Origin of the sequence: Streptomyces sp. SLBN-118, assembly GCF_006715635.1 — a bacterium.
Taxonomy (GTDB): Bacteria; Actinomycetota; Actinomycetes; order Streptomycetales; family Streptomycetaceae; genus Streptomyces.
This window is the reverse complement of sequence record NZ_VFNP01000002.1, coordinates 1358930-1383234: the sequence shown is the minus strand read 5'-3', so window position 1 is coordinate 1383234 and position 24305 is coordinate 1358930. Positions and strand designations below refer to the sequence as shown.

Sequence of the window (24305 nt, the reverse complement as noted above, 5' to 3'; positions counted from 1 at the left end):
GTGTCGCACTCTACGTGCCCGCCCGCAGCCGTTCGTACGCCGCGAGGCCGTCCGGCACCCACTCCCACTCCCCGAGCCGCCTCTCCAACTCCCGCTCGGGCAGGAAGTCGTGCCAGGCGACCTCCGCGGCCTGCGGGTTCACCGGCAGCTCGCAGCGGACCTCGTACACGGCCGACCACCAGGTCTGATCGCCGCGCTCGTAGAGGAACTTGAACAGCGGCACCGGCGTGGGGAGGCCGGACACCCCCAGTTCCTCCTCGGCCTCGCGCAGCGCCGCGGCGTCATAGGTCTCACCCGCGCCGACGACGCCGCCCACGAACATGTCGTAGAGGGAGGGGAAGACCAGCTTGGCCGCCGTCCGGCGGTGCACGAAGATCCGGTCCTGCCCGTCCCTCGCCAGTACGAAGACCGCGCGGTGGCGCATGCCGCGCGCGTACGCCTCGCCGCGCGGGGCCTGACCGATGACCTCGTCGTTCTCATCGACGATGTCCAGGATTTCGTCAGCGGGATCCATGCCCCCATCCAAGCACCGGCCGAATGGTTGACGAGTTACTGCCGCGTACCGAAGATCGGACCCAATCGCATTCCGGTCCCCGACAAGGATGGAACCCATGGCGTACGACGCTGATGTGATCGTGATCGGGGCAGGACTCGCGGGCCTGGTGGCCACCGCGGAGCTCGTCGACGCAGGGCGCAAGGTCATCCTGCTCGACCAGGAGCCGGAACAGTCGATCGGCGGACAGGCTCACTGGTCCTTCGGTGGCCTCTTCTTCGTCGACTCGCCCGAACAGCGCCGGATGCGGATCAGGGACAGCCGGGCGCTGGCGCTCCAGGACTGGCTCGGCACGGCGGGCTTCGACCGCTACGAGGACCGCTGGCCGCGTCAATGGGCGGAGGCGTACGTCGACTTCGCGTCCGGCGAGAAGCGGGCCTGGCTGCACGCGCAGGGGATGCGGTTCTTCCCGGTCGTGGGCTGGGCCGAACGCGGCGGCTACGACGCCACCGGGCACGGCAACTCCGTACCGCGCTTCCACATCACCTGGGGAACGGGACCGGGAGTCGTCGCCCCCTTCGAGCGGCGCGTCAGAGCAGGTGTCGCCCGCGGACTCGTCCAGCTGAAGTTCCGCCACCGGGTCACCGGGCTGAGCAGCAGCGCCGGCACGCTCGACACGGTCGGCGGCGAAGTCCTCGAACCCTCCGACGCCGAGCGCGGCACCGCGAGCAGCCGTGAGGTCGCAGGGGCCTTCGAGTTCCGCGCACAGGCGGTGATCGTCACCTCCGGCGGCATCGGCGGCAACCACGACCTCGTACGCGCGCAGTGGCCGAAGCGGCTCGGCACCGCGCCCGAGAAGATGCTCTCCGGCGTGCCCGCCCATGTCGACGGGCTGATGATCGGCATCGCGGAACGCGCGGGCGCGAGCCACATCAACAGCGACCGGATGTGGCACTACACCGAGGGCATCGAGAACTGGAACCCGATCTGGGCCAAGCACGGAATCCGGATCCTGCCCGGCCCCTCCTCGCTCTGGTTCGACGCGCGCGGCAAGCGGCTGCCCGTCCCCCTCTTCCCCGGCTTCGACACGCTCGGCACGCTCGAACACATCATGAGTTCCGGTTACGACCACACCTGGTTCGTGCTCGACCAGAAGATCATCGGCAAGGAGTTCGCGCTCTCGGGCTCCGAGCAGAACCCGGATCTGACGGGGAAGTCGGTCCGCGACGTGATCGGGCGCGCGAGGGCGGATGTGCCCGGGCCGGTGAAGGCGTTCATGGACAACGGCGCCGACTTCGTCGTCGAGAAGGACCTCTCCGCGCTCGTACGCGGCATGAACGCGCTCACCGAGGAGCCGCTGATCGACGAGGCCGAGCTGCGGCGCGAGATCACCGCCCGGGACCGGGAGATCACGAACCCCTTCACCAAGGACCTCCAGGTCATGGCGATCCGCGGAGCGCGCAAGTACCTGGGCGACAAGCTCATCCGGACGGCGGCGCCGCACCGCATCCTCGACCCCAAGGCCGGTCCGCTGATCGCCGTCCGGCTGAACATCCTCACCCGCAAGTCGCTCGGCGGCCTGGAGACGGACCTGTCCTCACGGGTGCTCGGCGAGGACGGCGAGCCGCTGGAGGGTCTGTACGCGGCGGGGGAGGCGGCGGGATTCGGCGGGGGCGGGGTGCATGGCTACCGCTCGCTGGAGGGCACGTTCCTGGGCGGCTGCATCTTCTCGGGACGCGCGGCGGGCCGGGCGGCGGCGCGGGCGGTGAGCTGAATTCAGGCCCGTCCGGCGTTTGATCGGGGCCCGTCCGGCGATTGAGGGCATGCGGCAGAAGGCCGCAAGGGGCCGGGGGTGGAGCCAGGTGTGACGGAAGTCTGACGTGCGGCCGGATTCCCTGGCTTCTCCCGTCCCCGAATGTTCGAATCGAAGCGTGAGCACACACCACCCCGACGCCGAGGGCGCCCCCGTCGGCCGCCGCCTGGTGCTCGGCATGCTCGGCCTCGGCGGCGCCGGACTCGCCGCCGCGCCGTATCTCCAGCGGGGGCTGGAGTCCTTTCTGGGCGCCGCCTCGGACAAGGACCCGACCGGCCTGACGGGGCTGCTTCCCAACGGCGGCGGCTTCCGCTACTACTCGGTCGCCTCATCCGTGCCGCACAAGAGCGAGCAGAACTACCGCCTCACCATGGACGGCCTCGTCGACCGCCCCGCGTCGTACACCCTCGCCGCGCTCCGCGAGCTGCCGCAGACCCGGGTCGTGCGCGACGTCCAGTGCGTCACCGGCTGGCGGGTCCCCGACACCCCCTTCTCGGGCGTGAAGCTGTCCCTGCTGCTGGACGCCGCGGGTGTACGCCCTGAGGGCCGGGCCATCCGTTTCACCTGCTTCGACGGCACGTACAGCGAGAGCCTGACCCTTCCGCAGGCCCGACGTGACGATGTGCTGGTCTGCCTGAAGATGCAGGACAAGCCGGTCAGCCACTCCCACGGCGGCCCGGTCCGCCTGTATGTGGCGCCGATGTACTTCTACAAGTCGGCGAAATGGCTCTCCGGGATCACCGTCACCTCCGGCGTCCGGCCCGGCTACTGGGAGGAGCGGGGTTATGACGTCGACGCCTGGGTCGGCCGGTCCAATGGCCGCAGCGACACCCCCACCGTCTGAACGGCCCGCCCGCGTCAAGCGGTTCAGCCGGGCCGAGCGCTGGGTGCACCGTACGACCGCCGGGCTGATGCTGCTGTGCGTGGTGACCGCGGCCGCCCTGTACGTACCGCAGATCGCCGAGCTCGTGGGGCGCCGCTATCTGGTGGTCACCGTCCATGAGTGGTCCGGGATCATGCTGCCCGTGCCCTTCCTGCTGGGTCTCGCATCGCCCGCCTTCAGGGCCGATCTGCGCAGGCTGAACCGTTTCGGGCCGCACGACAGGACCTGGCTGCGCGCGGCACGGCGGCGTGATCGCAGGCCCTCGTCCCGTCCGGCGGGCAAGTTCAACGCCGGGCAGAAGGTGTACGCGGCGTGGATCGCGGGCGCGGTGCTCGTGATGCTGGCGACCGGGCTGCTGATGTGGTTCACGCATCTGACGCCGCTGGTGTGGCGTACGAGCGCGACCTTCGTCCACGACTGGCTGTCGCTGGCCGTCGGCATCGTGCTGGCCGGGCACATCGGAATGGCGCTCGCCGACCCGGAGGCACGCAGGGGTATGCGTACGGGGTCGGTCGAGCGCCCGTGGGCCAAGCGGGAGCACTCGCTGTGGCTGGACGACGAGTGAGCGCAGCGCCTGCCTCCCGACGCCGAGATTGCCGTCGCTCTGCGCGCTCGGAACTTGACGTACGGGCGTCCCGAAGGTCAGGCGAGCTGTGGCGCCCGGAGGGGCGCGCGTCCCTCGATGACCTTGTTTACTGCCCCGTAACCTCTGAAACACCTCAGATCTATATCTGAGTGACCTCGGCCACTGCCAGAATCGCAGGGTTGCCTTGAGTATGTGCCGTCGGGCCATGGCACGGTGACGCCCCCCACCGGCCACGGCCGGGACCGCCCATCCTCCCCTCACGAAGGCGAACCCCTCCATGAGTGATCGCACCACTGCGGCCGAAACGCTTGCCGCCGGCGCACCGGCGAAGAGCGCCCCCCACGTCGACGCAGGCGACGCCGGTTACAGCAAGGACCTCAAGTCCCGCCACATCAACATGATCGCGATCGGCGGAGCGATAGGCACCGGCCTGTTCCTCGGAGCGGGCGGCCGCATGGCGGGTGCGGGCCCCTCCCTCGCCATCGCCTACGCGGTCTGCGGTGTCTTCGCCTTCTTCGTCGTCCGCGCGCTCGGCGAACTGGTCCTCTACCGCCCGTCCTCCGGCGCCTTCGTCTCGTACGCCCGTGAGTTCATGGGCGAGAAGGGCGCCTTCGCGGCAGGCTGGCTCTACTTCCTCAACTGGTCGACCACCGCGATCGCCGACATCACGGCGGCCGCCACCTACGCCCACTTCTGGGCCATGTTCAGCGACGTCCCGCAGTGGCTCCTCGCGCTGATCGCGCTGGCGGTCGTCCTCACCGCCAACCTCATCTCGGTGAAGTACTTCGGCGAGATGGAGTTCTGGTTCGCGATCATCAAGGTCGCCGCCCTCGTCGCCTTCATGCTGGTCGGCATCTTCCTGGTGGTCACCCAGCACCCGGTGGACGGCCACACCCCCGGCTTCTCCACCGTCACCGACAACGGCGGCATCTTCCCGACGGGCATGCTGCCGATGCTGCTGGTGATCCAGGGCGTCGTGTTCGCCTACGCCTCCGTCGAGCTGTGCGGTGTCGCGGCCGGTGAGACCGAGAGCCCCGAGAAGATCATGCCCAAGGCGATCAACTCGATCATGTGGCGCGTGGGTCTGTTCTACGTCGGCTCGGTGGTACTGCTCGCACTGCTCCTCCCGTACACGGCGTACTCCGGTGACCAGAGCCCGTTCGTCACCGTCATGGGCAAGCTCGGTGTCCCCGGCGCGGCGGGCGTGATGAACCTCGTGGTGCTGACCGCCGCACTGTCCAGCCTGAACTCCGGCCTGTACTCCACCGGCCGCATCCTGCGCTCCATGGCACTGTCGGGCTCGGCGCCCCGGTTCACCGGCCTGATGAACAAGGGCAAGGTGCCCTACGGCGGCATCCTGCTGACCGCGGGCTTCGGTGTGCTGGGCGTCGCGCTCAACTACCGCCTGCCCGGCCAGGCCTTCGAGATCGTTCTCAACTTCGCCTCGATCGGCATCCTCGGCACCTGGGGCATGATCATGCTCTGCTCGCTGCTGTTCTGGCACCATGCCCAGGACGGCCGGGTCACCCGCCCCTCCTACCGGCTGCCCTGGGCCCCGTACACCCAGATCGTCACGCTGTTCTTCCTGGCCGGCGTGGCCTTCCTGATGTGGTGGGGCGGGGGTGTCGGCCGCACGACCGTGATGTTCGTGCCACTGATCGCGGCGGCGCTGGTCGGCGGCTGGTACCTCGTCCGCGGCCGGGTGAACGCGATCGCCTCGGAGCGCGAGAACGCCTGACGCTCCTCTTTGCGCCTAAACCGGCGCCGCTCTCGCGGAGGTGGTTGCTCGCCGCGAGGGTTGCTCAATTGATGGTTGCGGTAGCGGCCCCCTCAGGGAGGGGGCCGCATCACATTGGCGGCTCCGCCGGGCCGACGGGCCAGTGCGTCAGCCGCAGCCGGCTCTCGAAACGGCACGGCTCGCCCGTCACCGGATCGGTGAACTCCAGTACATTCGCGAGGAGTTGCAGCGGCCGGGAGTAGTCGTCGGGCCCCGGCTCCTGGACGACCGGGTAGACCGGGTCGTTCAGGAGCGGCAGCCCCAGGCTGTTCATATGGACCCGCAGCTGGTGGGTGCGGCCGGTGGCCGGCAGCAGCCGGTACCGGCCGAGCCCGCCGCGGTGGTCGAGCAGCTCGATCCGGCTCTCGCTGTTCGGCTCGCCGGGCTCCTCGCGCGCCGCCATCACACCGCGCTCCTTCACGATCCGGCTGCGTACGGTCATGGGCAGGGTGACGGCCGGGTCGTAGGGCGCCACCGCCTCGTACTCCTTGCGCACCCGCCGGTCCCGGAACAGCGTCTGATACGCCCCCCGGTCCCCGGGCCGTACGACGAAGAGCGCGAGCCCCGCGGTCAGCCGGTCGAGCCGGTGGGCGGGCTGCAGCGCGGGCAGACCGAGATCCCGCCGCAGCCGCGCGAGCGCCGTCTCGGTGATGTGCCGGCCCCGCGGGGTGGTGGCCAGGAAGTGCGGCTTGTCGGCGATCACCAGGCGCTCGTCGCGGTGGACGATCCCGACTTCGAAGGGCACACGCTCCTCGGGTGCGAACTCGCGGTGGAACCAGAGATAGCGCCCGGCTGTGTACGGCTCGTCGGCGGCGACCGGGCCGTCCGTGGAGACGATGCGCCCCTCCCGGAACAGGGCGGCGACCCTGTCGGCCCCGATGGCACCGGCGTATCGCGCGACGAGATGGTCGTAAACCGTCTTCCACGTGCTGTCCGGATCGGGGGGCAGCCGCAGCCGTACAGGATCGATGCCGTCGCGCTGGGGGAGCGGCGCGGGTGGGGCCTTGTGTCTGCGTCTCACCGAGGTGACTGTATGCGCAGCGCATCGCGGTGCGGACCGGCGGAACGCGAAGATCCCCACGGGATTCCGTGGGGATCTTGGTGGTGTCCGAGGGGGGACTTGAACCCCCACGCCCGATAAAGGGCACTAGCACCTCAAGCTAGCGCGTCTGCCATTCCGCCACCCGGACAAGGTGTCTGCCGTGCGGCACTGGGCCGTTCCGACGTGGAAAACCATAGCAAACATTCAGACGTGCCCGATCACGCCCCGGTTGTTGTGAAGGGCGCACGACGGCGGACCGGCGCCTTGGGGTCCGGGCCCGCTCGCGGGAGGATGAGGGGGAACCGCCAGCCGCGACAGTGGGAGGAATCAGCGTGAGCGAGTCGAACACGGCCCGTACCGTCTCGGGCGAGGACGAGGTCGTGGACCTCTGCCGTGAGCTGATCCGCATCGACACCAGCAACTACGGAGACCATTCGGGGCCGGGGGAGCGGGGCGCCGCGGAATATGTCGCCGAGAAGCTGGCCGAGGTCGGACTCGAACCCGAGATCATCGAGTCCCACAAGGGGCGCGCCTCCACGGTGGCGAGGATCGAGGGCGAGGACCCCTCGCGGCCCGCGCTTCTCATCCACGGTCACCTCGACGTCGTACCGGCGAACGCCCGTGACTGGACCCATGACCCCTTCTCCGGCGAGATCGCCGACGACTGCGTCTGGGGCCGGGGGGCGGTCGACATGAAAGACATGGACGCGATGACCCTCGCGGTCGTCCGGGACAGGCTGCGCAGCGGCCGCAAGCCCCCGCGCGACGTGGTGCTGGCCTTCCTCGCGGACGAGGAGGCGGGCGGCACGTACGGCGCGCGGCATCTCGTCGACAAGCACCCGGACCTCTTCGAGGGCGTGACCGAGGCCATCGGCGAGGTCGGTGGCTTCTCCTTCACCGTGAACGAGAATCTGCGGCTCTATCTCGTCGAGACGGCGCAGAAGGGCATGCACTGGATGCGCCTCACCGTCGAGGGCACAGCGGGGCACGGCTCGATGACCAACAACGACAACGCCATCACCGAGCTCTGCGAGGCCGTCGGCCGGCTCGGGCGGCACACGTGGCCGGTCAGGATGACCAAGACCGTACGGTCCTTCCTGGACGAGCTCTCCGACGCGCTCGGCACGCCGCTCGACCCGGAGGACATGGACGCGACGCTCGCCAAGCTCGGCGGCATCGCCAAGATGGTCGGCGCGACGCTGCGCAACTCCGCGGCCCCCACCATGCTGGGCGCCGGCTACAAGGTGAACGTCATCCCCGGGCAGGCCACCGCGCACGTCGACGGGCGTTTCCTGCCGGGGTACGAGGAGGAGTTCCTGGCCGACCTCGACCGGCTCCTCGGCCCGCGGGTCACGCGCGAGGACGTGCACGGCGACAAGGCGCTGGAGACCAGCTTCGACGGGGATCTCGTGGACGCGATGCAGATCGCGCTCAAGGCCGAGGACCCCATCGCGCATGCCGTTCCCTACATGCTCTCCGGCGGCACCGACGCCAAGTCCTTCGACGATCTCGGCATCCGCTGCTTCGGCTTCGCGCCGCTCAAGCTGCCGCCGGAGCTGGACTTCGCCGGAATGTTCCACGGGGTCGACGAGCGGGTGCCCGTCGACGGTCTGAAGTTCGGTGTGCGGGTCCTTGACCGATTCCTGGACGGGTGCTGAGCCGCCACGGGTGAAATCCGCTGAAAAGAAACTCCAATAATCGTCAGTGCGTGCGCACTTGACTGAAAAGAGTGAAAGGGCGCGTGGGCTCGTAGCCCTCCCGCCTCCTCCTCGTTACAGGTGATGCGGTCCGCGGCTGGGACCGCATTGCCCACAAGGAGGAAGAATGATCAAGAAGGTCGTCGCTGCTGCGGCTGCCACTGGCGGTCTGGTGCTCGCGGGTGCGGGTGTGGCCATGGCCGACGCGGGTGCCGAAGGTGCCGCTGTGAGCTCCCCCGGGGTGCTCTCCGGGAACGTCCTGCAGGTACCCGCCCACGTGCCGGTGAACCTGTGCGGCAACACGGTCTCCGCGATCGGGCTGCTGAACCCCACCTTCGGCAACGCGTGCGTCAACGACTGACGTTGTGACTCGGCCCACAAGGGCTTGGGTTTGAACCCGGGCGGTCCCGGAGTGCGTGCCATGCGCTCCGGGGCCGTCGGGCATTCCAGCCCCGGGCACGACGTCCGGGACTTCGTGAAGCGGAAAGCAGGGAAACACCTATGCGACAACTCTCTCGCAAGGGTCTGATCACAGTGGCGGCTGCGGGCGGGGTACTCGCCCTCGGCGGCGGTTATGCGCAGGCGGATGCCGGCGCGCTGGGAGGGGCATCGAATTCTCCGGGCGTGGCGTCCGGGAATGCGGTCCAGGTCCCGGTTCACGTGCCCGTCAATGTGTGCGGGAACACGGTCAATGTCGTCGCGCTGCTGAACCCCGCGTTCGGAAACGGCTGCGCGGCCGACAGCGGCAGCGGGTCCGGGACGGGCTCGAGCAGCGGATCCCAGGCCGAGGGGGCGACCACCGATTCGCCCGGCGTCGCCTCGGGCAACACGGTCCAGGTCCCGGTCGACGTCCCCGTGAACGTCTGCGGGAACACGGCCGATGCCGGTGCGCTGCTCAACCCGGCGTTCGGCGGCGAGTGCGCCGACTCCGGTGGCCAGAACACGCCGCCGAATGTCCCCGACGAGCCGGGGAACCCCCAGGAGCCGGGAACTCCCCAGGTGCCCAACACCCCGACCACTCCGGGTGTGCCGCAGACGCCGGCCACTCCGGAGCAGCCGGTCACGCCGGTCACCCCGGTCACGCCGGTCACTCCCAACGTGCCGAACGTCCCCGGTGGCCGGAACGTGGACCACACCGAGCCCCACGGGCAGCTCGCGCACACCGGATCCAGCCCGGTCGGCCTGCTGGTCCCGGCGGGTGCGGGTCTGCTGCTGGCGGGAACGGTGCTCTACCGTCGCGCCCGCGCCTCCGCGTAACCACATGGTCACCGTGAGGCACGGTAGTACGGAGCAGTACGAAGGCGCATGAAACGGAGCGGGTCCCGCAGTCGCGAGGCCCGCTCCGCTGCGCTCACTTGCTCACCAGGTGGCGCGCACCTGACGAATGATGCGCCGGCGCAGCCGCACCCTGCGGCTGCCGTCCCGGTGCAGACTCAGTCGGTCCAACTCCCAGTGTCCGTACTCGGCGTGGTCGGTCAGCAGACGCGTGGCTTCCTTGCGGGAAACCCCGCGTGGCACGTACACGTCGACAAATTCGTATTCCGGCATCGCATCTATTGTGCGGGCAGAGCCCCAGTACGGATAGCGTCTGCACTATGTCTGATGCTGCGCAGCCCACCGCTGCCGAGGTACGTGCCGCCGCCGAGGCGGTCAAAGCCGCACTGGACCGTCACCTCAAGGCGGTCGAGAACCGCACGGGTGAGGACGACCCGGCCGTCTACGACGCGTTCAACATCCTTGCCGCGGCGGCGGAGGCGTACGACGAACGCCTCTACGACCGCTACGACGAGGTGACGCCTTTCGAGATTCCGGGGGCGGACGACTCGCTTCCGCCGTACGCGGGCCCCGAGGAGCCGAACGCGCTCAGCGTGCTGATCCGCCGGGACTACGCGGTGGTCGAGCCGCAGCGGCTGCTGGCGCAGGCACAGCGCATCGCCGATCTGGACCCCGAGGAGGACCGCCCGGAGAACGCGCCGGTGGTCGGCACGAGCGTGTACGCGGCGCTCGGCGTGCTCTTCGGGGAGTACGAACCGGACGAAATCGCTTCCCGGCACAAGGAGTTCGGCCTGGAGGAGGGCGACTCCACGCTGTGGGTGTCGGCCGCGGACGATCTTCCCGAGCCGGGGGAGTGGCTGAGCACGCCCTTCGACCAGGCCGATCCGCAGCGGGTCGTGTGCCGCTTCGACGTCAGCTCGGTCTTCGACGAGGACGACCTGGGCGACGGGCTGGACGAACTCGACGAACCGGAGTCCTGACCCGGCCGGCGGTTTGATCTTCAGCTCGGGCCCCCGCCGCATCCCAGCGGTGGGGGCCCGGCGATTTGCCTACGGATTCGGTGCCGGGGCGAGCAGGCCTTCGAGCAGCGTGCGCAGCCGGGTCGTGCGGTCCTTGGACGGGATCTGGGCCACCGCACGCGGCAGCGCCTGATCCACGCCGTGCACCACCGACAGATGACGCTCGCCACGGCTGAACGCGGTGTAGACCCACGGCCGGCTCAGCCCCTGCGCCGCATCGCCCGGCAGCACCACCACTGCCGCCGGCCAGCTCATCCCGGCGGCCTGGTGCGCGGTGAGCGCCCAGCCGTGGCGCACGCTCGACTCGACCCGTTCTTTTGGTACGACGACGGGTGTCCCCTCGCAGTCCAGGTGCAGGCCGTCCGCGTCCGCCGAGACGACGGAGCCCACAAGCGTCCGGCCGAGCGCCGGGGCGTAGGCGACCCTGTCTCCCGGGTCGAAGCCGCCGAACCGGCCGGGACCCGGGTTCAGCCGCTGTTTGAGGGCTGCGTTGAGCGCGCGGGTGCCCGCTGAGCCACCGTGCCCGACGGTGATCACCTGGGTATGCTCGGCCGGCACCCCGATGGCCCGGGGCACCGAGTCCGCGACGAGCTGGACCGTACGGTGGACCGCCTCGCCCGCGTCGCGCACCGGGACGATGACGACCTCCTTGCCCGGCGCCTCCACCTGGTTCAGTTCACCGATCCCGATGCCCGAGACCAGCTCCCCGATCGGGCCCGGATCCGGCATGCGCGAGGCGATCTGCGGGCACACCCCGGCTGCCAGCACATCCGCGAACACCCGGCCCGCGCCCGCCGACCACAGCACACCGGGATCGCCGCTCAGCACCAGACGGCTCCCGTCCGGCATCGACTCCACCAGCATCGCGGCTGTCTCCACATCGAGCTGCGGCGCGTCCAGCACCACCAGGAGATCGAGTGCCAAGGCCCCGTCCGCGTCCCTGCCCGGTCCCTGAGAGCCCGAGATCAGTCCAGAGAACGTGACCGCGTCGCCGCCGAGCCGCCTGCTGCCGTTCTCGCTGTGGACCGCGATCACCGCGCGCAGCCCCAGCTCCGTCGCTGCCTCGGCCAGCGCCACCGGTTCGGCGCGCGCCGTCTCACCTCCGGTGTGTACGACCAGGCCGCTCGCCGCGACCGCGCGGATCAGCACGGTCGGCTCCGCCGCTTCCCACCGGGTGTCGGCACCGGTCTTGGCCAGCCGCGCCAGGCCGTCCGCGAGACTCTCCTCGGCGAGTGCGTAACGGTCGAGGCCCAGCAGCACAGGCACGGCGGGCTGCTCGGACTCAGACTCGTCCCCGGCCTGTTCGGTCTCCGGGGCGCCGTCCTGGAAGACCAGCACGGCGCCCTCCGCGATGGCATGCTGCACGGCCTCGTCCGGATCCGGCACCGACCGCTCGGCCAGCGCAGCGCGCACGGCCGACGAGTCGAGCGCCGTGTGCCCCTGCAGCGCCGTGTGCTCCAACTGCCAGGCGACCAGAGCCGTTGTGCGGCGCTCGTCCCCCGGGCCGCACTCGGTGCCGAGCAGCGCCCGGGCGAAACCGTCGGCCTGCTCCGGCCGCACACCGGGCACCGACAGCAGCCGCCACGGATCCTCGCGCAAGATGTCCGCGGCCCGCTCACCGAGCGTCTCCGCGACCTGCCCCGCCAGTGTCTCGGGCGCACCGCCCTCGACCAGCACGGCACGCACGCCGTCGACTGTCTCCGGCGCGGCTGTCCGGGGGGCCCCGGCGGGCTCCGGAACCCGGGGCCGCACCGGCTCGGCCGCCGCTGGGGCGACTCGCCTCGGCGCGAGCGCGGCGGAGGTTCCCTCAGCGGAGCGAGGGGGAGAGTCGAAGAAAGCGGTGCCGGACTTCTCGCCGCTCTCCACCGCCCGTACCGCGGCGAGCAGATCGGCGGCCGTCCCGCTCAGTTTGGTGCCGGCCTCGATGGGAGCCGCCTTCTCGGCCTTGCGCTGCTCGATCCGGGCTCGCAACTCCCGCTGCGCGGCAAGCTCGGCCTCGGCCTCGGACAGCTCGGCGGCTTTTCCGGCGGCAGCGGCCGCGGTGTCCGCCGTGCCTTCTCCGGGCGCTGCGGCCTCAGCGGTGTCGTCGGCGGTGGCGTCCGGGGCCTCGATGGCGTCCGCGGCCTCAGTGGCGTCCGCGGCCTCGGGCGCGTCCGGCTCGGTCACAGCGTGCTCCAGTCCTGGTCGGGATATCGGTGCACGGGCGCCGACACATCGTCGAGCGCCTGGCAGATCTCGTCAGGAAGACTAAGTGCCTCCACTGACAACGCGGCCGTGAGCTGCTGTGCGTTGCGTGCGCCGACGATCGGCGCCACCACCCCCGGCCGGTCCCGCACCCACGCCAGCGCCACCTGGAGCGTTGTCGCCGCAAGCCCGTCCGCCGCCGTCGCCACCGCGTCCACGATGCTGCTCGCCGCCTCGTCGAGATACGGCTCCACGAACGGCGCCAACTGCTCGGAAGCGCCCCGCGAATCCGCCGGAGTCGCATGCCGGTACTTCCCCGTCAGCACCCCGCGGCCGAGCGGGGACGACGGCAGCAGGCCGACCCCCAGGTCGAGGGCCGCGGGCAGCACCTCCCGCTCGACCCCGCGCTGCAGCAGGGAGTACTCCATCTGCGTACTCGCAAGGCGCGTGCGCACCCCGGGCGACGCGAGCTGCCAGGTCGCCGCCTTCGCCAGCTGCCAGCCGCAGAAGTTCGAGACGCCCGCATAGCGCGCACGCCCACTGCTCACCGCGATGTCCAGCGCCTGGAGGGTCTCCTCCAGCGGGGTGTGCGGATCGAAGGCGTGGACCTGCCACAGATCCACATAGTCCGTACCGATGCGCTCAAGTGAGGCGTCGAGGGCGGCGAGGAGGTGCCCGCGCGAGCCGTCGAAGCGCCGGTCCGGATCCGGCACGCTGCCCGCCTTGGTCGCGATGACCAGATCGCGCCTCGGCACGAGCCGCTCGACGAGCTGACCCAGCAGATACTCGGCTTCCCCGCCGCCGTACACATCGGCCGTGTCGACCAGCGTGCCGCCCGCCTCCCAGAACGCCTTCAACTGGTCGGCAGCGTCATGCTCGTCGGTGTCCCGTCCCCATGTCAGGGTGCCGAGCCCGATCCGGGACACACGCAGGCCTGTACGGCCGAGATGCCTCTGCTCCATGGGCGCGAGATTACTGGCCATGGGCCCACCCTGAGAGAGCCTGTGGACAACGTCCCCCTGCCGGATCGTCCGAACCCGCGCTAGAGTCCCCGGAACAGGGACGTTACTGATCAGTAAGAGGGAGCGGTTATGCGGCTCGGCATCAACCTCGGCTACTGGGGCGCGGGGATGGACAGCGACAATCTCGCGGTCGCCAAGGAGGCCGACCAGCTCGGCTACGACGTCTGCTGGGCCGCCGAGGCATACGGCTCCGACGCCCCCACCGTGCTCACCTGGGTCGCCGCGCAGACCGAGCGCATCGACGTCGGCTCGGCCATCATGCAGATCCCGGCGCGCCAGCCCGCCATGACCGCGATGACCGCCGCCACGCTGGACTCCCTCTCCGGCGGCCGCTTCCGCCTCGGCCTCGGTGTCTCGGGTCCGCAGGTCTCCGAGGGCTGGTACGGCATCAAGTTCGACAAGCCGCTATCCCGCACCCGCGAGTACGTCGAGATCGTCCGCAAGGCGATGACCCGCGAGCGCCTGTCGTACGAGGGCGAGCACTGGACGCTTCCGCTGCCGGACGGACCGGGCAAGCCGATCAAGCTGACCGTGCACCCGCAGCGCGAGCACATCCCGCTCTACATCGCCGCGATCGGTCCCAAGAACCTGGAGCAGACCGGCGAGATCGCGGACGGCGCGCTGCTCATCTTCCCCTCCGCCGAGCACATCGAGGACACCGCGATCACCCACCTGCGGGCGGGACGCGAAAAGGCCGGCCTGACGATGGACGGCTTCGACGTCTGTCCGACGCTGCCGCTCGCGGTCGGCGACGACGTCAGCGGTCTGGCCGACATGTTCCGTCCGTACACCGCGCTGTACGTCGGAGGCATGGGCAGCCGCAAGCAGAACTTCTACAACCAGCTTGCGCAGCGCATGGGTTACGAGAAGGAAGCGGTCGAGATCCAGGACAAGTACCTGTCCGGTGACAAGGCGGGCGCGGCCACGGCGGTCCCGCACCAGCTGATCGACCAGACGACGCTGCTGGGCTCGGTGGAGCGGATCGCCGAGCGGATGCAGGCGTACGCGGCGGCCGGAGTGACGACGCTGACGCTCGCGCCGGCCGGCTTCACGCTCGAGGAGCGCCTGACCGCCCTGCGGGCAGGTACGCAAGCGCTGGAGCGCGCCGGCCTGGCATAGCACGGCCGCCCGCCGGCGCCGAGCTGTGCGATCGCCGCTGTTCAGAAGAAGTCCGCGGCCGTGGTGGGGGCTCGGGGGGTCTTCCCCGCCACGGCCGTCATGCAGCACAACGCCCCAGGGGCCCTCCGGGTTACTCCCCGAGGGCCCTTCGTGTCCCGTGCCGCTGTCGTCCGTTCGGCGGAGTTGTCGCATCTACCTGTTGCCTCGCCTCCCGTACCGCATTTGACTCTTTATTTGCGGACATCTTCTTGGAGGTGCAGTGATGCTTTCGGCCCGAAGTCTTTTCCAGGAAATCGTCGACAGCGACGACGCCTTCCAGCTCTTCTGCTCGATCGCCGCCAGCGGCGAGGCGCAGGGCGGCTGGGAGAACGGCCGTATCGCCGCCCTCGTACCCGAGAGCATGCAGGACCTCGCACCCAAGATCACCCGGCACGGCGCCGACGAGGACAAGCACGGCAGAATCTTCAACGCCCTGCTCAAGAAGCGGAATCTTCAACCGGTGCCCGTCCCGCCCGAGACCGACTACACGATGCTGCTCGAAAAGCGGAGCATCGGACTCACCCACGAGAAGTTGCGCCGCGACCAGCCGCTGACCGAACAGGACATCGTCGTCTACCTCTCGCACAGCCGGGTCACCGAACAGCGGGCCGCCGACCAGATGGACATGCTGGTGAAGCACTTCGGCGACCACCCCGAGCTGGGCAGGGCCATCACCATGATCTGCAACGACGAGGGCAACCATCTGGCGTACTGCCACGAGGAGTTGCTGGGTCTGGCCGCCGCGGGCCACGGCCGCACGATCCAGCGGGTGCTGCGCGAGAGCGCCCTCGCCGAGATCCAGGTCTACCGTGACGTCAGCCTCGCCGTGATGGGCCACATGGGACGCCTGCTGCACTGGCCCAAGGCCAAGTCCGCCGCGCTGAGCGCCGGTATCCACGCGATGTACGGCTACGAACGCGTCGGCGGCTGGCACCGGATGGTCAGCCTGCGAATGCCCGCCCGCCGGGGTGCGCTCGACGGTCCGCCGGCCGCCGCGCCCGTCTTCTGAGCGCCTACAGCCAGCCCCGGCGCTTGAACAGCCGGAACAGGCCGTACACGACACCGGCCATGAAGACCACGACCACCGGATACGCCCACCCCCACCGCAGCTCGGGCATGTGGTTGAAGTTCATGCCGTAGATCCCCGCGACCATCGTGGGGACCGCGACCATGGCCGCCCACGCCGAGATCTTGCGCATGTCGTCGTTCTGCCGCACGCCCATCTGTGCGAGATGGGCGGACAGGACGTCCGACAGAAGCCGGTCCAAGCCCTCCACCTGCTCGTTCACCCGCGTCAGATGGTCGTTGACGTCCCGGAAGAACGGCTGCGAGTGCTGAGGGACGAACGGCACGCCCGCACTCGCGAGACGAGCCATCGGTGCCGCCAGCGGGGCGGCGGCCCGGCGGAACTCCAGCACCTGCCGCTTGAAGGTGTAGATCCGCACCGCGCTGTTGCGCGCGTCGCCGCCCACCGGCGCGAAGACCTCGGTTTCCAGTTCCTCCAGGTCCACCTGGAGCTCGGAGACGACATCGACGTAGTGGTCGACGATCGCGTCGCTGATCGCGTACAGCACCGCCGTGGGGCCGTGCTTGAGAACCTCGGGCTCTGCCTCCAGACGCAGCCGTACGGCATGCAGGGGCGAGCTCTCGCCGTGCCGCACGGTCACCACGAACGAGTCACCGACGAAGACCATCAGCTCGTCCGTCGTGACGGCGCCGGTCTCCGGCGCGTACACCACCGGCTTGAGGACCATGAACAGCGAATCGTCGTACACCTCGAGCTTCGGCCGCTGGTGGGCGTTGAGCGCGTCCTCCACCGCCAGCGGATGCAGCCCGAACTCCGCCGAGACGTGGTCGAACTCCTTCTCCGTCGGCTCGTAGAGACCGATCCACAGGAAGGCATCGCCCGTGGCGCGCGCCTCGGCCAGGGCATCGGAGAGGTCGGGCGGGCCCTGCGTCCGGCGCCCATTGCGGTAGATGGCGCAGTCCACGATCACGAGGGCATTCTTCCCCGCACACGTCCCAGGCGCACCCTTCGGCGCCGGTCGGCCTAGGCTGACGGGCATGGCCACGCTGATCCTCGTACGCCACGGACGCTCCACCGCCAACACGGCGGGGGTGCTCGCCGGCTGGACTCCCGGCGTCTTCCTCGACGAGCGGGGCGCCGCACAGGCGGCCGCGCTGCCCGCACGGCTCGCCGATGTGCCGCTCGCCGCAGCCGTCAGCAGCCCGCTGGAGCGCTGTGTGCAGACGCTGCGGCCCCTCCTCGACGCCCGGCCGGGACTGGAGCTGCAGACCGACGAGCGGATCGGCGAATGCCACTACGGCGACTGGTCGGGCCGCAAGCTCGCCGAGCTCGCCGACGAACCCCTGATGGAGATCGTGCAGCAGCACCCCTCGTCGGCGGCGTTTCCGGGCGGGGAGTCGATGCGGGCGATGCAGGCGCGGGCCGTCGACGCCGTACGCGACTGGAACGCGCGCGTGGAGTCCGCGCACGGCGAGGACGCGGTGTATGTGATGTGCTCGCACGGCGACCTCATCAAGTCTCTGGTGGCGGACGCGCTCGGCATGCATCTCGACCTGTTCCAGCGGATCCATGTGGAGCCGTGCTCCGTCTCGGCGATCCGGTACACACGCACCCGCCCGTTCCTCCTGCGCCTCGGTGACACCGGGGACTTCGGCTCGCTGGTGCCGCGCGGGAACGGCGGTGGCGGGGCCGGAGTCGTCGGGGGCGGCGCGGGCGCCCCGTGATCGCTCCGCGCAGTAGGGTGGACGGGCCGAAAACCCGTATGCCTGCCCGACAAGTCCACCGGGCCGACCGACCCACAGATCGCGAGGGAGACAGAGCGTGTCCCGTCAGGTGTTCCTCTACGATCCGCCGGACCGTTTCGTGGCCGGTACGGTCGGGCTGCCTGGACGCCGTACGTTCTTCCTGCAGGCTTCGGCCGCAGGGCGTATCACCAGCGTGGCCCTGGAGAAGACCCAGGTTGCCGCGCTCGCCGAGCGGATCGACGAACTGCTGGACGAGGTCGTACGCCGCACCGGCGGCAACGCACCGGTTCCGGCCGTGGCACCCGCCGATGTCTCGGACACCGCGCCGCTGGACGCCCCGGTCGAGGAGGAGTTCCGGGTCGGCACGATGGCGCTGGCCTGGGACGGCGAGGAACAGCGCATGATCGTCGAGGCGCAGGCGCTCGTCGAACTGGACGCGGACTCCGAGGAGGACCTCGCCGAGGCCGAGGAGCGGCTGCTCCAGGACGAGGAGAACGGCCCGCCGATGCTGCGCGTCCGGCTGACCGGCGCGCAGGCCAGGGCCTTCGCCAAACGCGCGCTGGACGTGGTCAACGCCGGCCGGCCGCCGTGCCCGCTGTGCAGCCTGCCGCTCGATCCGGAAGGACACGTATGCCCGCGCCAGAACGGATACCGCCGCGGAGTCTGACCGCACTCGATCTCCTCACCAAGGGTGAGCTGAAGGTGCGCGGACGGGTCCGCGAGGCGTCCAACGCGGTGCTGTACTGCTCCGTCTCGTACGAGGGCGAAACGGCCCACTGCGTGTACAAGCCGGTCGCCGGGGAGCGGCCGCTGTGGGACTTCCCGGACGGAACGCTCGCCCAGCGCGAGGTCGCGGCGTACGAGGTCTCCGAGGCGACGGGGTGGGGCCTGGTCCCGCCGACGGTCCTGCGGGACGGGCCGTACGGCGAGGGCATGGTCCAGCTCTGGATCGAGGCCGACCCCGAACAGTCCCTGCTCGCCCTCGTCGAGGACGAGGAGCCCGGAGAGGGCTGGAAGGCGGTCGGTTTCGCGGATGTGGGCGAGGGGCGTACGGCGCTGCTGGTCCACGCGGACGACGTACGGCTGCGGCGGCTGGCCGTGCTGGACGCGGTGATCAACAACGGCGACCGCAAGGGCGGGCATCTGCTGCCGACGGCGGACGGTCATCTGTACGCGATCGACCACGGGGTCACGTTCAACGTCGACGACAAGCTGCGGACGCTGCTGTGGGGGTGGGCGGGGGATCCGCTCCCGCAGGAGACCCTGTCGGCGCTGGCGTCCCTGTCGGACGCCCTGTCGACGGGCGGGCCTCTGACCACCCGTCTGGAGCAACTGCTGACGGCGGCGGAAGTGGAGGCGCTGAGGGGACGGGTGGGGGAGCTGACGGCGGCGGGGAGGCATCCGGTGCCGTCGGGGGAGTGGCCGGCGATTCCGTGGCCACCGGTGTGAGGTAGGGGGTTTGTTTCCCCACCCCGCCCTTTCCCGAAACGGGGCTGCGCCCCGGCCCCCTTGTGCAAGGTGGGGGCTCACGCCCCCACACCCCTGAAGCGCCCGCTTCGCGGCGCAGACTGACCGCCTCCTGACGCGCGTGCTTCGCGACGGCCCCCGGGGCGGCAGGGAGGAGGGGAGGTTGGGGGCTGACGCCCCCAACCTCTGAAGCGCCCGCTTCGCGGCGCGGGGTGACCTCCTCCTGGCGCCCGGGCTTCGCGAGGGTCTCCGGGGCCGCAGGGGGGAACCGCCTCCGAGCGCGCGGTTCTCGCGGCGAGGGGCGCCCGGGCCCGCAGGGGAGGGGAAGGTGCGCCCGCTTCGCGGCGCGGGGCGCGCGCCTGCTGCCACCGGGCAAGGGGGCCGCGGAGCGGGTGGAGTCGGGACGTAGAGCGTGATTTGTGGCGCTGGGACGCCCGCGCCTCACCGCACGCCGGAGACGCGCCGTAAATCATGCAGTCCCGGCTCCACCCCGAGCGGACCCCAGACGCCCACCCCGCGGCACCGGGCACCCCCGCAACCTGCACCCTGGCACCGGCAACCGCACGCCGCACCCCGGCACCGGCAACCGCACCCCGCACTGGCACCGGCAACCGCACCCCGCACAACCGCACCCCGGCACCGCACCCACTCGCCGTGTCCCGATCCCGACGCCGGGTCGTATGCGGAAGCCGCGTCCGGTTAGGCTCATTGCATGCATGCCTGGCCCGCTTCTGAGGTCCCCGCCCTGCCCGGCAAGGGCCGCGACCTCCGGATCCACGACACCGCGACCGGTGGTCCTGTGACCCTCGACCCCGGTCCCGTCGCCCGTATCTACGTCTGCGGCATCACTCCGTACGACGCGACCCACCTGGGTCACGCGGCGACCTACAACGCGTTCGACCTCGTTCAGCGCGTGTGGCTCGACACCAAGCGGCAGGTTCACTACGTCCAGAACGTGACGGACGTCGACGACCCGCTCCTTGAGCGTGCCATCCGCGACGGGCACGACTGGACCGAGCTCGCCGAGCGCGAGACCGCGCTCTTCCGCGAGGACATGACCGCCCTGCGGATGCTTCCGCCCCAGCACTACATCGGCGCCGTCGAGGCCATACCCGGCATCGTGCCGCTCGTCGAGCGCCTTCGGGACGCCGGCGCCGCGTACGAGCTCGAAGGCGACGTGTACTTCTCGGTCGAGTCCGACCCGCACTTCGGTGGGGTGTCCCACTTCGACGCCGACGTCATGAGGGCACTGTCCGCCGAGCGCGGCGGCGACCCCGAGCGCTCCGGCAAGAAGAACCCGCTCGACCCGATGCTCTGGATGGCCGCCCGTGAGGGCGAGCCGAGTTGGGACGGCGGCAGCCTCGGCCGCGGGCGGCCCGGCTGGCACATCGAGTGCGTGGCCATCGCGCTCGACCACCTCGGCATGGGCTTCGACGTGCAGGGCGGCGGTTCCGATCTCGCCTTCCCGCACCACGAGATGGGCGCCTCGCACGCCCAGGCGCTCACCGGCCAGTACCCCTTCGCCAAGTCGTACGTCCACGCCGGCATGGTCGCCCTGAACGGCGAGAAGATGTCGAAGTCCAAGGGCAACCTGGTCTTCGTCTCGACGCTGCGCCGCGACGGCGTGGACCCGGCCGCGATACGCCTCGCGCTCCTGTCGCACCACTACCGGGCCGACTGGGAGTGGACCGACGACGTGCTCCAGGACGCCGTGGAGCGGCTCGGCCGCTGGCGCGCGGCGGTGTCCCGGCCCGACGGGCCGTCCGCCGACGCGCTCGTCGAGGAGATCCGCGACGCCCTCGCGAACGACCTGGACGCCCCCGCCGCGCTCGTGGCCGTCGACCGCTGGGCCGCGCTCCAGCAGTCCGGGGGAGGCACGGACGAGGGCGCGCCCGGCCTCGTCTCGCGTGCCGTCGACGCCTTGCTGGGCGTAGCACTGTAGACCCGCTCCGGCCGCTCCCGGCTTCGATAAGTCCAGGAGCGGCCGGACACAAGTCCATGGTCATGTACGCGGCGACGCGTTACACACGGCGCCATGGGATCCCCAAAACGCTTGAGATCAGCGGTCGTTGCCGCGCTCCTCGGTCTGTTCGCCGCCCTCGTGCCGCAGGTCACGGGCGCACAGGCCGACCCGGCGGACACGACGGTCGGTGACGTCACCGGGTTCGCTCACGACGGAGGTGTCTACCGGCTGACCGCCGGCCGCGCCGCAGCGCGCGTCAGTTTCGTCTCCGCCGAGACGTTCCGTATCGAACTCGCCCCGGACGGAGCCTTCACCGACCCCACCGGCACGGACATCGTCCTGCCCCAGGGCGCCCCGCCGGCAACCACCTGGCGCGAGCGGGGCGACCGGTACGAACTCAGCACCACCAAGGTCACACTGCGCGCGTACAAGTCGCCGCTCCGCTTCGCCCTCCACCGGGCCGACGGCACCCGGCTCTGGGCCGAGACCAAAGGCCTGACCTGGAACCGGGAGCGGACCACCCAGACTCTCGCCCGCGGCGCCGACGAGCAGTACTACGGCGCCGGAATGCAGAACGGCCGCGGCAACACCTCCCACCGCGGCAAGACCGTCGAGGTCGGAGTCGACTACAACTGGAACGACGGCGGGCACCCCAACTCCGTTCCGTTCTACCTCTCTTCGGCCGGTTACGGCGTCTACCGGAACACGTACGCGCCCAACACGTACGTCTTTGACGACCCCGTGACAGCCACCGCCAGGGAACAGCGCTTCGACGCCTACTACTTCGCCGGGCCGAGCGCCAAGGATGTCATCGGGCAGTACACGAGGCTGACCGGCAAGCCCTTCATGCCGCCCGTCTACGGTCTCGAAATCGGCGACGCCGACTGCTACCTGCACAACGCCAACCGCGGAGAGCGCCACACCCTCGACGCCCTCAAGGTCGCCGACGGGTACGTCGACAACGACATGCCGGGTGGCTGGATGCTCGTCAACGACGGCTACGGATGCGGATACGAGAACCTGGCTGAGACAGGCCAGGGGCTCCGGGACCGCAGAATGCAGATGGGCCTGTGGACCGAGGACGGCATCGGCAAGCTCGCCGAGCAGGTGAGGGCCGGCCAGCGGGTGGCCAAGCTGGACGTCGCCTGGGTCGGCGAGGGCTACAAGTTCGCGCTCGACGGCTGCAAGGACGCGCACAGGGGGATCGAGGACAACAGCGACGCCCGCGGCTTCACCTGGGCGCCCGAGAGCTGGTCGGGGGCGCAGCGCTGCGGAGTGCAGTGGTCCGGCGACCAGTCGGGCAGCTGGGAGTACATCCGCTGGCAGATCCCGACGTACGCGGGCGCGAGCATGTCCGGTCTCGCGTACACCACGGGCGACGTGGACGGGATCTTCGGCGGGAGCCCCACGACGTACGCGCGCGATCTGCAGTGGAAGATGTTCCTGCCGGTCACGATGACCATGGACGGCTGGGCGCCGCACGACAAGCAGCCCTTCCGCTACGGCGAGCCCTACACGTCCGTCAACCGCGGCTATCTCAAGCTGCACGAGTCCCTGCTCCCGTACATCTACTCGTACGCGCACGAGGCGACGCTGACGGGCGTGGGCCTGGCGAGGCCGCTCGCCCTGGAGTACCCGGACGATCCCAAGGCGGCCACGGACGCCGCCAAGTACGAGTTCCTGAGCGGTGAGGACTTCCTGGTCGCGCCCGTCTACCAGGACGCCGTCAGGCGGGACGGGATCTATCTGCCGAAGGGCACTTGGATCGACTACTGGAGCGGACGGACCTACGAGGGGCCGGTCACCGTCGACGGCTACAGCGCGCCGCTCGACACGCTGCCGCTCTTCGTGAAAGCCGGAGCTGCCGTCCCGATGTGGCCGGGCATCCGCTCGTACGCGGACCGCACCGCCGATTCCCCGCTCGCCTGGGACATCTACCCGCAGGGGCGCTCGTCCTTCACGCTGTACGAGGACGACGGTGTCACGCGCGAGCACCGCGCGGGGAAGTACGCCACCCAGCGCGCCACCGTGGACGCGCCGCACAGCGGAGCGGGCGATGTGACCATCCGGATCGGCGCGAGCCAGGGGCAGTTCACGGGCAAGCAGGCCACCCGCCCGTACCGGTTCAGCGTGCACACCGGCGACGCGCCGAGCCGGGTCGTACTCGACGGCCGGGTGCTGCCGAGGCTGAACTCGAAGGCGGCGTACGAGAAAGCCGGGCAGGGCTGGTGGTACGACCGGGACGACCGCGGCGGCGTGGTGAGCGTCAAAACGCCGTCCCTGCGCACGGACCGGGGCTTCGGCCTTGAGCTGAAGGACACCAGCGCCGTCGGCGGCGCGGTGGCGGGAGCCGCCGCTGCCGTCGCCGTCCCGGCCGGACAGGAGCTCGGCGCGGGCGTGGCGGGCACGGTGGCCGTCGACGTCACGGCCGGCACCCAGGACGCCACGGCGGTCCAGGTCTCGCTGAACGCCCCGGCGGGCTGGCAGGTGAGTCCTGCCCCGGCCGTGGACCGCATCCCGGCGGGGACCACCCGGCGCGTCGAGGTGGCCGTCACTCCGGCCAAGGACGCCGCGCTGGGCGAGACGACGCTGACCGCGGTCGCACGGCATCGGTCGGCGGGCGGCGACCGCACGTCGCTCCAGCGGTTCGCGGTCGGGGTCATGCCGCAGCCGCCGGTCGCCGACGCATGGGCGAGCGATCTGGTCTGGCTCACCGCGGCCAACGGCTACGGGCCCGCCGAACGCGACCGCAGCAACGGCGAGTCGGGCGCCGCCGACGGGCACGTGCTGACCCTGGGGGGAAAGACGTACGAGAAGGGAATCGGCGCCCACGCCGACTCCGGCATCGAGGTCTACCTCGGCGGGCGATGCACCGCGCTGACCGCAGACGTCGGCATCGACGACGAGATCAACGGCTATGGGGAGGTGGCCTTCTCGGTCGAGGGGGACGGCAAGGTGCTGTGGACCTCGCCCAAGGTGACGGGCGCGTCGGCGACTGTACCGGTCGATGTGCCGCTCTCAGGGGCGCGGCATGTCCGGCTGAAGGTCACCGACACGAACGGCTCGAAGACCGGCGACCACGGCGACTGGGCGGCGGCCCGCTTCAACTGTGCCTAGGCTGCGCTGTCACGTGAGCGGGCGCCGGGTGGCTCTT

21 protein-coding genes and 1 tRNA gene are annotated in these 24305 nt (G+C 70.5%); 15 read left to right on the top strand and 7 right to left on the bottom strand.

The features are described 5' to 3' along the window. Positions 1–10: 10 nt before the first annotated feature. Positions 11–514 (bottom strand): NUDIX hydrolase, encoded by a 504-nt coding sequence (locus FBY35_RS24920; RefSeq protein WP_142216212.1) that lies wholly within the window; start codon positions 512–514, stop codon positions 11–13. 97 nt (positions 515–611) lie between these two features. On the opposite strand from FBY35_RS24920, the gene FBY35_RS24915 reads away from it, so the two are divergent. From FBY35_RS24915 to FBY35_RS24900, 4 genes are all read left to right on the top strand, one after another. Then, positions 612–2267 carry an FAD-binding dehydrogenase gene (locus FBY35_RS24915; RefSeq protein WP_142216211.1) on the top strand — a complete coding sequence of 552 codons (1656 nt, stop codon included), beginning with the start codon at positions 612–614 and terminating at the stop codon, positions 2265–2267. Between the two features lie 217 nt (positions 2268–2484). Continuing rightward, the gene (locus FBY35_RS24910) at positions 2485–3150 is read left to right on the top strand and encodes a molybdopterin-dependent oxidoreductase (protein ID WP_142218146.1); all 666 of its coding nucleotides are present in this window, start codon (positions 2485–2487) and stop codon (positions 3148–3150) included. After that, entirely contained in the window at positions 3122–3754 is a 633-nt protein-coding gene (locus FBY35_RS24905; protein ID WP_260848811.1) for a cytochrome b/b6 domain-containing protein, read from the top strand. Before FBY35_RS24910 ends, FBY35_RS24905 begins: the two co-directional genes overlap by 29 nt. Before the next feature lie 298 nt (positions 3755–4052). Continuing rightward, positions 4053–5513: an amino acid permease gene (locus tag FBY35_RS24900; RefSeq protein WP_142216209.1), complete on the top strand. Its 1461-nt coding sequence runs from the start codon at positions 4053–4055 to the stop codon at positions 5511–5513. A gap of 109 nt (positions 5514–5622) precedes the next feature. Here FBY35_RS24900 and FBY35_RS24895 read toward each other — a convergent pair whose 3' ends face one another. Both FBY35_RS24895 and FBY35_RS24890 read right to left on the bottom strand, forming a co-directional pair. Beyond that, entirely contained in the window at positions 5623–6573 is a 951-nt protein-coding gene (locus tag FBY35_RS24895; protein ID WP_142216208.1) for an RluA family pseudouridine synthase, read from the bottom strand. 81 nt (positions 6574–6654) lie between these two features. Beyond that, positions 6655–6742 (bottom strand) — tRNA-Leu (locus FBY35_RS24890). 184 nt (positions 6743–6926) lie between these two features. Between FBY35_RS24890 and FBY35_RS24885 the strand changes: the two genes are divergently transcribed. From FBY35_RS24885 to FBY35_RS37800, 3 genes are all read left to right on the top strand, one after another. Continuing rightward, entirely contained in the window at positions 6927–8252 is a 1326-nt protein-coding gene (locus FBY35_RS24885; protein WP_142216207.1) for a M20/M25/M40 family metallo-hydrolase, read from the top strand. Positions 8253–8418: 166 nt separating this feature from the next. After that, positions 8419–8652: a chaplin gene (locus FBY35_RS24880; protein WP_142216206.1), complete on the top strand. Its 234-nt coding sequence runs from the start codon at positions 8419–8421 to the stop codon at positions 8650–8652. Between the two features lie 140 nt (positions 8653–8792). Further along, positions 8793–9548 carry a chaplin gene (locus FBY35_RS37800; protein WP_142216205.1) on the top strand — a complete coding sequence of 252 codons (756 nt, stop codon included), beginning with the start codon at positions 8793–8795 and terminating at the stop codon, positions 9546–9548. 102 nt (positions 9549–9650) lie between these two features. Here the strand turns inward: FBY35_RS37800 and FBY35_RS24870 are convergent, their stop codons facing one another. Further along, positions 9651–9839 (bottom strand): DUF5703 family protein, encoded by a 189-nt coding sequence (locus FBY35_RS24870; protein ID WP_005319466.1) that lies wholly within the window; start codon positions 9837–9839, stop codon positions 9651–9653. Positions 9840–9886: 47 nt separating this feature from the next. Here FBY35_RS24870 and FBY35_RS24865 point away from each other — a divergent pair, with 47 nt between their 5' ends. Continuing rightward, the gene (locus FBY35_RS24865) at positions 9887–10546 is read left to right on the top strand and encodes a hypothetical protein (protein WP_142216204.1); all 660 of its coding nucleotides are present in this window, start codon (positions 9887–9889) and stop codon (positions 10544–10546) included. A 69-nt stretch (positions 10547–10615) separates the two neighbouring features. Here FBY35_RS24865 and FBY35_RS24860 read toward each other — a convergent pair whose 3' ends face one another. Beyond that, entirely contained in the window at positions 10616–12778 is a 2163-nt protein-coding gene (locus tag FBY35_RS24860; RefSeq protein ID WP_399209480.1) for a helix-hairpin-helix domain-containing protein, read from the bottom strand. Further along, complete coding sequence (locus FBY35_RS24855) at positions 12748–13731, bottom strand: aldo/keto reductase (protein WP_142216202.1); 984 nt, start codon at positions 13729–13731, stop codon at positions 12748–12750. The genes FBY35_RS24860 and FBY35_RS24855 overlap by 31 nt, the downstream gene beginning before the upstream one ends. A gap of 129 nt (positions 13732–13860) precedes the next feature. Here FBY35_RS24855 and FBY35_RS24850 point away from each other — a divergent pair, with 129 nt between their 5' ends. Together FBY35_RS24850 and FBY35_RS24845 are read left to right on the top strand one after the other, a co-directional pair. Beyond that, positions 13861–14910, top strand: a complete 1050-nt coding sequence (locus tag FBY35_RS24850; RefSeq protein ID WP_142216201.1) for an LLM class F420-dependent oxidoreductase — start codon at positions 13861–13863, stop codon at positions 14908–14910. Between the two features lie 262 nt (positions 14911–15172). Then, on the top strand, positions 15173–15958 hold the full coding sequence (locus FBY35_RS24845) for a ferritin-like domain-containing protein (RefSeq protein ID WP_142216200.1): 786 nt from the start codon (positions 15173–15175) through the stop codon (positions 15956–15958). A 4-nt stretch (positions 15959–15962) separates the two neighbouring features. Here the strand turns inward: FBY35_RS24845 and corA are convergent, their stop codons facing one another. Beyond that, the gene (gene corA, locus FBY35_RS24840; protein ID WP_260848809.1) at positions 15963–16946 is read right to left on the bottom strand and encodes a magnesium/cobalt transporter CorA; all 984 of its coding nucleotides are present in this window, start codon (positions 16944–16946) and stop codon (positions 15963–15965) included. A gap of 67 nt (positions 16947–17013) precedes the next feature. Between corA and FBY35_RS24835 the strand changes: the two genes are divergently transcribed. The 5 genes from FBY35_RS24835 to FBY35_RS24815 all read left to right on the top strand — a co-directional run bounded on the left by FBY35_RS24835 (position 17014) and on the right by FBY35_RS24815 (position 24268). Then, positions 17014–17700 (top strand): histidine phosphatase family protein, encoded by a 687-nt coding sequence (locus tag FBY35_RS24835; RefSeq protein WP_142216198.1) that lies wholly within the window; start codon positions 17014–17016, stop codon positions 17698–17700. 97 nt (positions 17701–17797) lie between these two features. Continuing rightward, complete coding sequence (locus FBY35_RS24830) at positions 17798–18388, top strand: DUF3090 domain-containing protein (RefSeq protein WP_142216197.1); 591 nt, start codon at positions 17798–17800, stop codon at positions 18386–18388. Continuing rightward, positions 18352–19170, top strand: coding sequence for an SCO1664 family protein (locus FBY35_RS24825; protein ID WP_142216196.1), 819 nt, complete (start codon positions 18352–18354; stop codon positions 19168–19170). Before FBY35_RS24830 ends, FBY35_RS24825 begins: the two co-directional genes overlap by 37 nt. A gap of 730 nt (positions 19171–19900) precedes the next feature. After that, complete coding sequence (gene mshC / locus FBY35_RS24820; protein ID WP_142216195.1) at positions 19901–21130, top strand: cysteine--1-D-myo-inosityl 2-amino-2-deoxy-alpha-D-glucopyranoside ligase; 1230 nt, start codon at positions 19901–19903, stop codon at positions 21128–21130. Between the two features lie 93 nt (positions 21131–21223). Further along, entirely contained in the window at positions 21224–24268 is a 3045-nt protein-coding gene (locus tag FBY35_RS24815) for an NPCBM/NEW2 domain-containing protein (protein WP_142216194.1), read from the top strand. Positions 24269–24305 lie beyond the last annotated feature (37 nt).

Excerpts from the sequence above, each read along its gene's own strand:
- FBY35_RS24845 (WP_142216200.1), top strand. The coding sequence starts at position 15,173 with ATGCTTTCGGCCCGAAGTCTTTTCCAGGAAATCGTCGACAGCGACGAC.
- FBY35_RS24855 (WP_142216202.1), bottom strand. The coding sequence starts at position 13,731 with ATGGAGCAGAGGCATCTCGGCCGTACAGGCCTGCGTGTGTCCCGGATC.
- FBY35_RS24905 (WP_260848811.1), top strand. The coding sequence starts at position 3,122 with ATGGCCGCAGCGACACCCCCACCGTCTGAACGGCCCGCCCGCGTCAAG.
- FBY35_RS24825 (WP_142216196.1), top strand. The coding sequence starts at position 18,352 with ATGCCCGCGCCAGAACGGATACCGCCGCGGAGTCTGACCGCACTCGAT.
- mshC (WP_142216195.1), top strand. The coding sequence starts at position 19,901 with ATGCATGCCTGGCCCGCTTCTGAGGTCCCCGCCCTGCCCGGCAAGGGC.
- FBY35_RS24865 (WP_142216204.1), top strand. The coding sequence starts at position 9,887 with ATGTCTGATGCTGCGCAGCCCACCGCTGCCGAGGTACGTGCCGCCGCC.
- FBY35_RS24910 (WP_142218146.1), top strand. The coding sequence starts at position 2,485 with ATGCTCGGCCTCGGCGGCGCCGGACTCGCCGCCGCGCCGTATCTCCAG.
- FBY35_RS24915 (WP_142216211.1), top strand. The coding sequence starts at position 612 with ATGGCGTACGACGCTGATGTGATCGTGATCGGGGCAGGACTCGCGGGC.
- FBY35_RS37800 (WP_142216205.1), top strand. The coding sequence starts at position 8,793 with ATGCGACAACTCTCTCGCAAGGGTCTGATCACAGTGGCGGCTGCGGGC.
- FBY35_RS24835 (WP_142216198.1), top strand. The coding sequence starts at position 17,014 with ATGGCCACGCTGATCCTCGTACGCCACGGACGCTCCACCGCCAACACG.
- FBY35_RS24880 (WP_142216206.1), top strand. The coding sequence starts at position 8,419 with ATGATCAAGAAGGTCGTCGCTGCTGCGGCTGCCACTGGCGGTCTGGTG.
- FBY35_RS24900 (WP_142216209.1), top strand. The coding sequence starts at position 4,053 with ATGAGTGATCGCACCACTGCGGCCGAAACGCTTGCCGCCGGCGCACCG.
- FBY35_RS24870 (WP_005319466.1), bottom strand. The coding sequence starts at position 9,839 with ATGCCGGAATACGAATTTGTCGACGTGTACGTGCCACGCGGGGTTTCC.
- FBY35_RS24815 (WP_142216194.1), top strand. The coding sequence starts at position 21,224 with ATGGGATCCCCAAAACGCTTGAGATCAGCGGTCGTTGCCGCGCTCCTC.
- FBY35_RS24920 (WP_142216212.1), bottom strand. The coding sequence starts at position 514 with ATGGATCCCGCTGACGAAATCCTGGACATCGTCGATGAGAACGACGAG.
- FBY35_RS24850 (WP_142216201.1), top strand. The coding sequence starts at position 13,861 with ATGCGGCTCGGCATCAACCTCGGCTACTGGGGCGCGGGGATGGACAGC.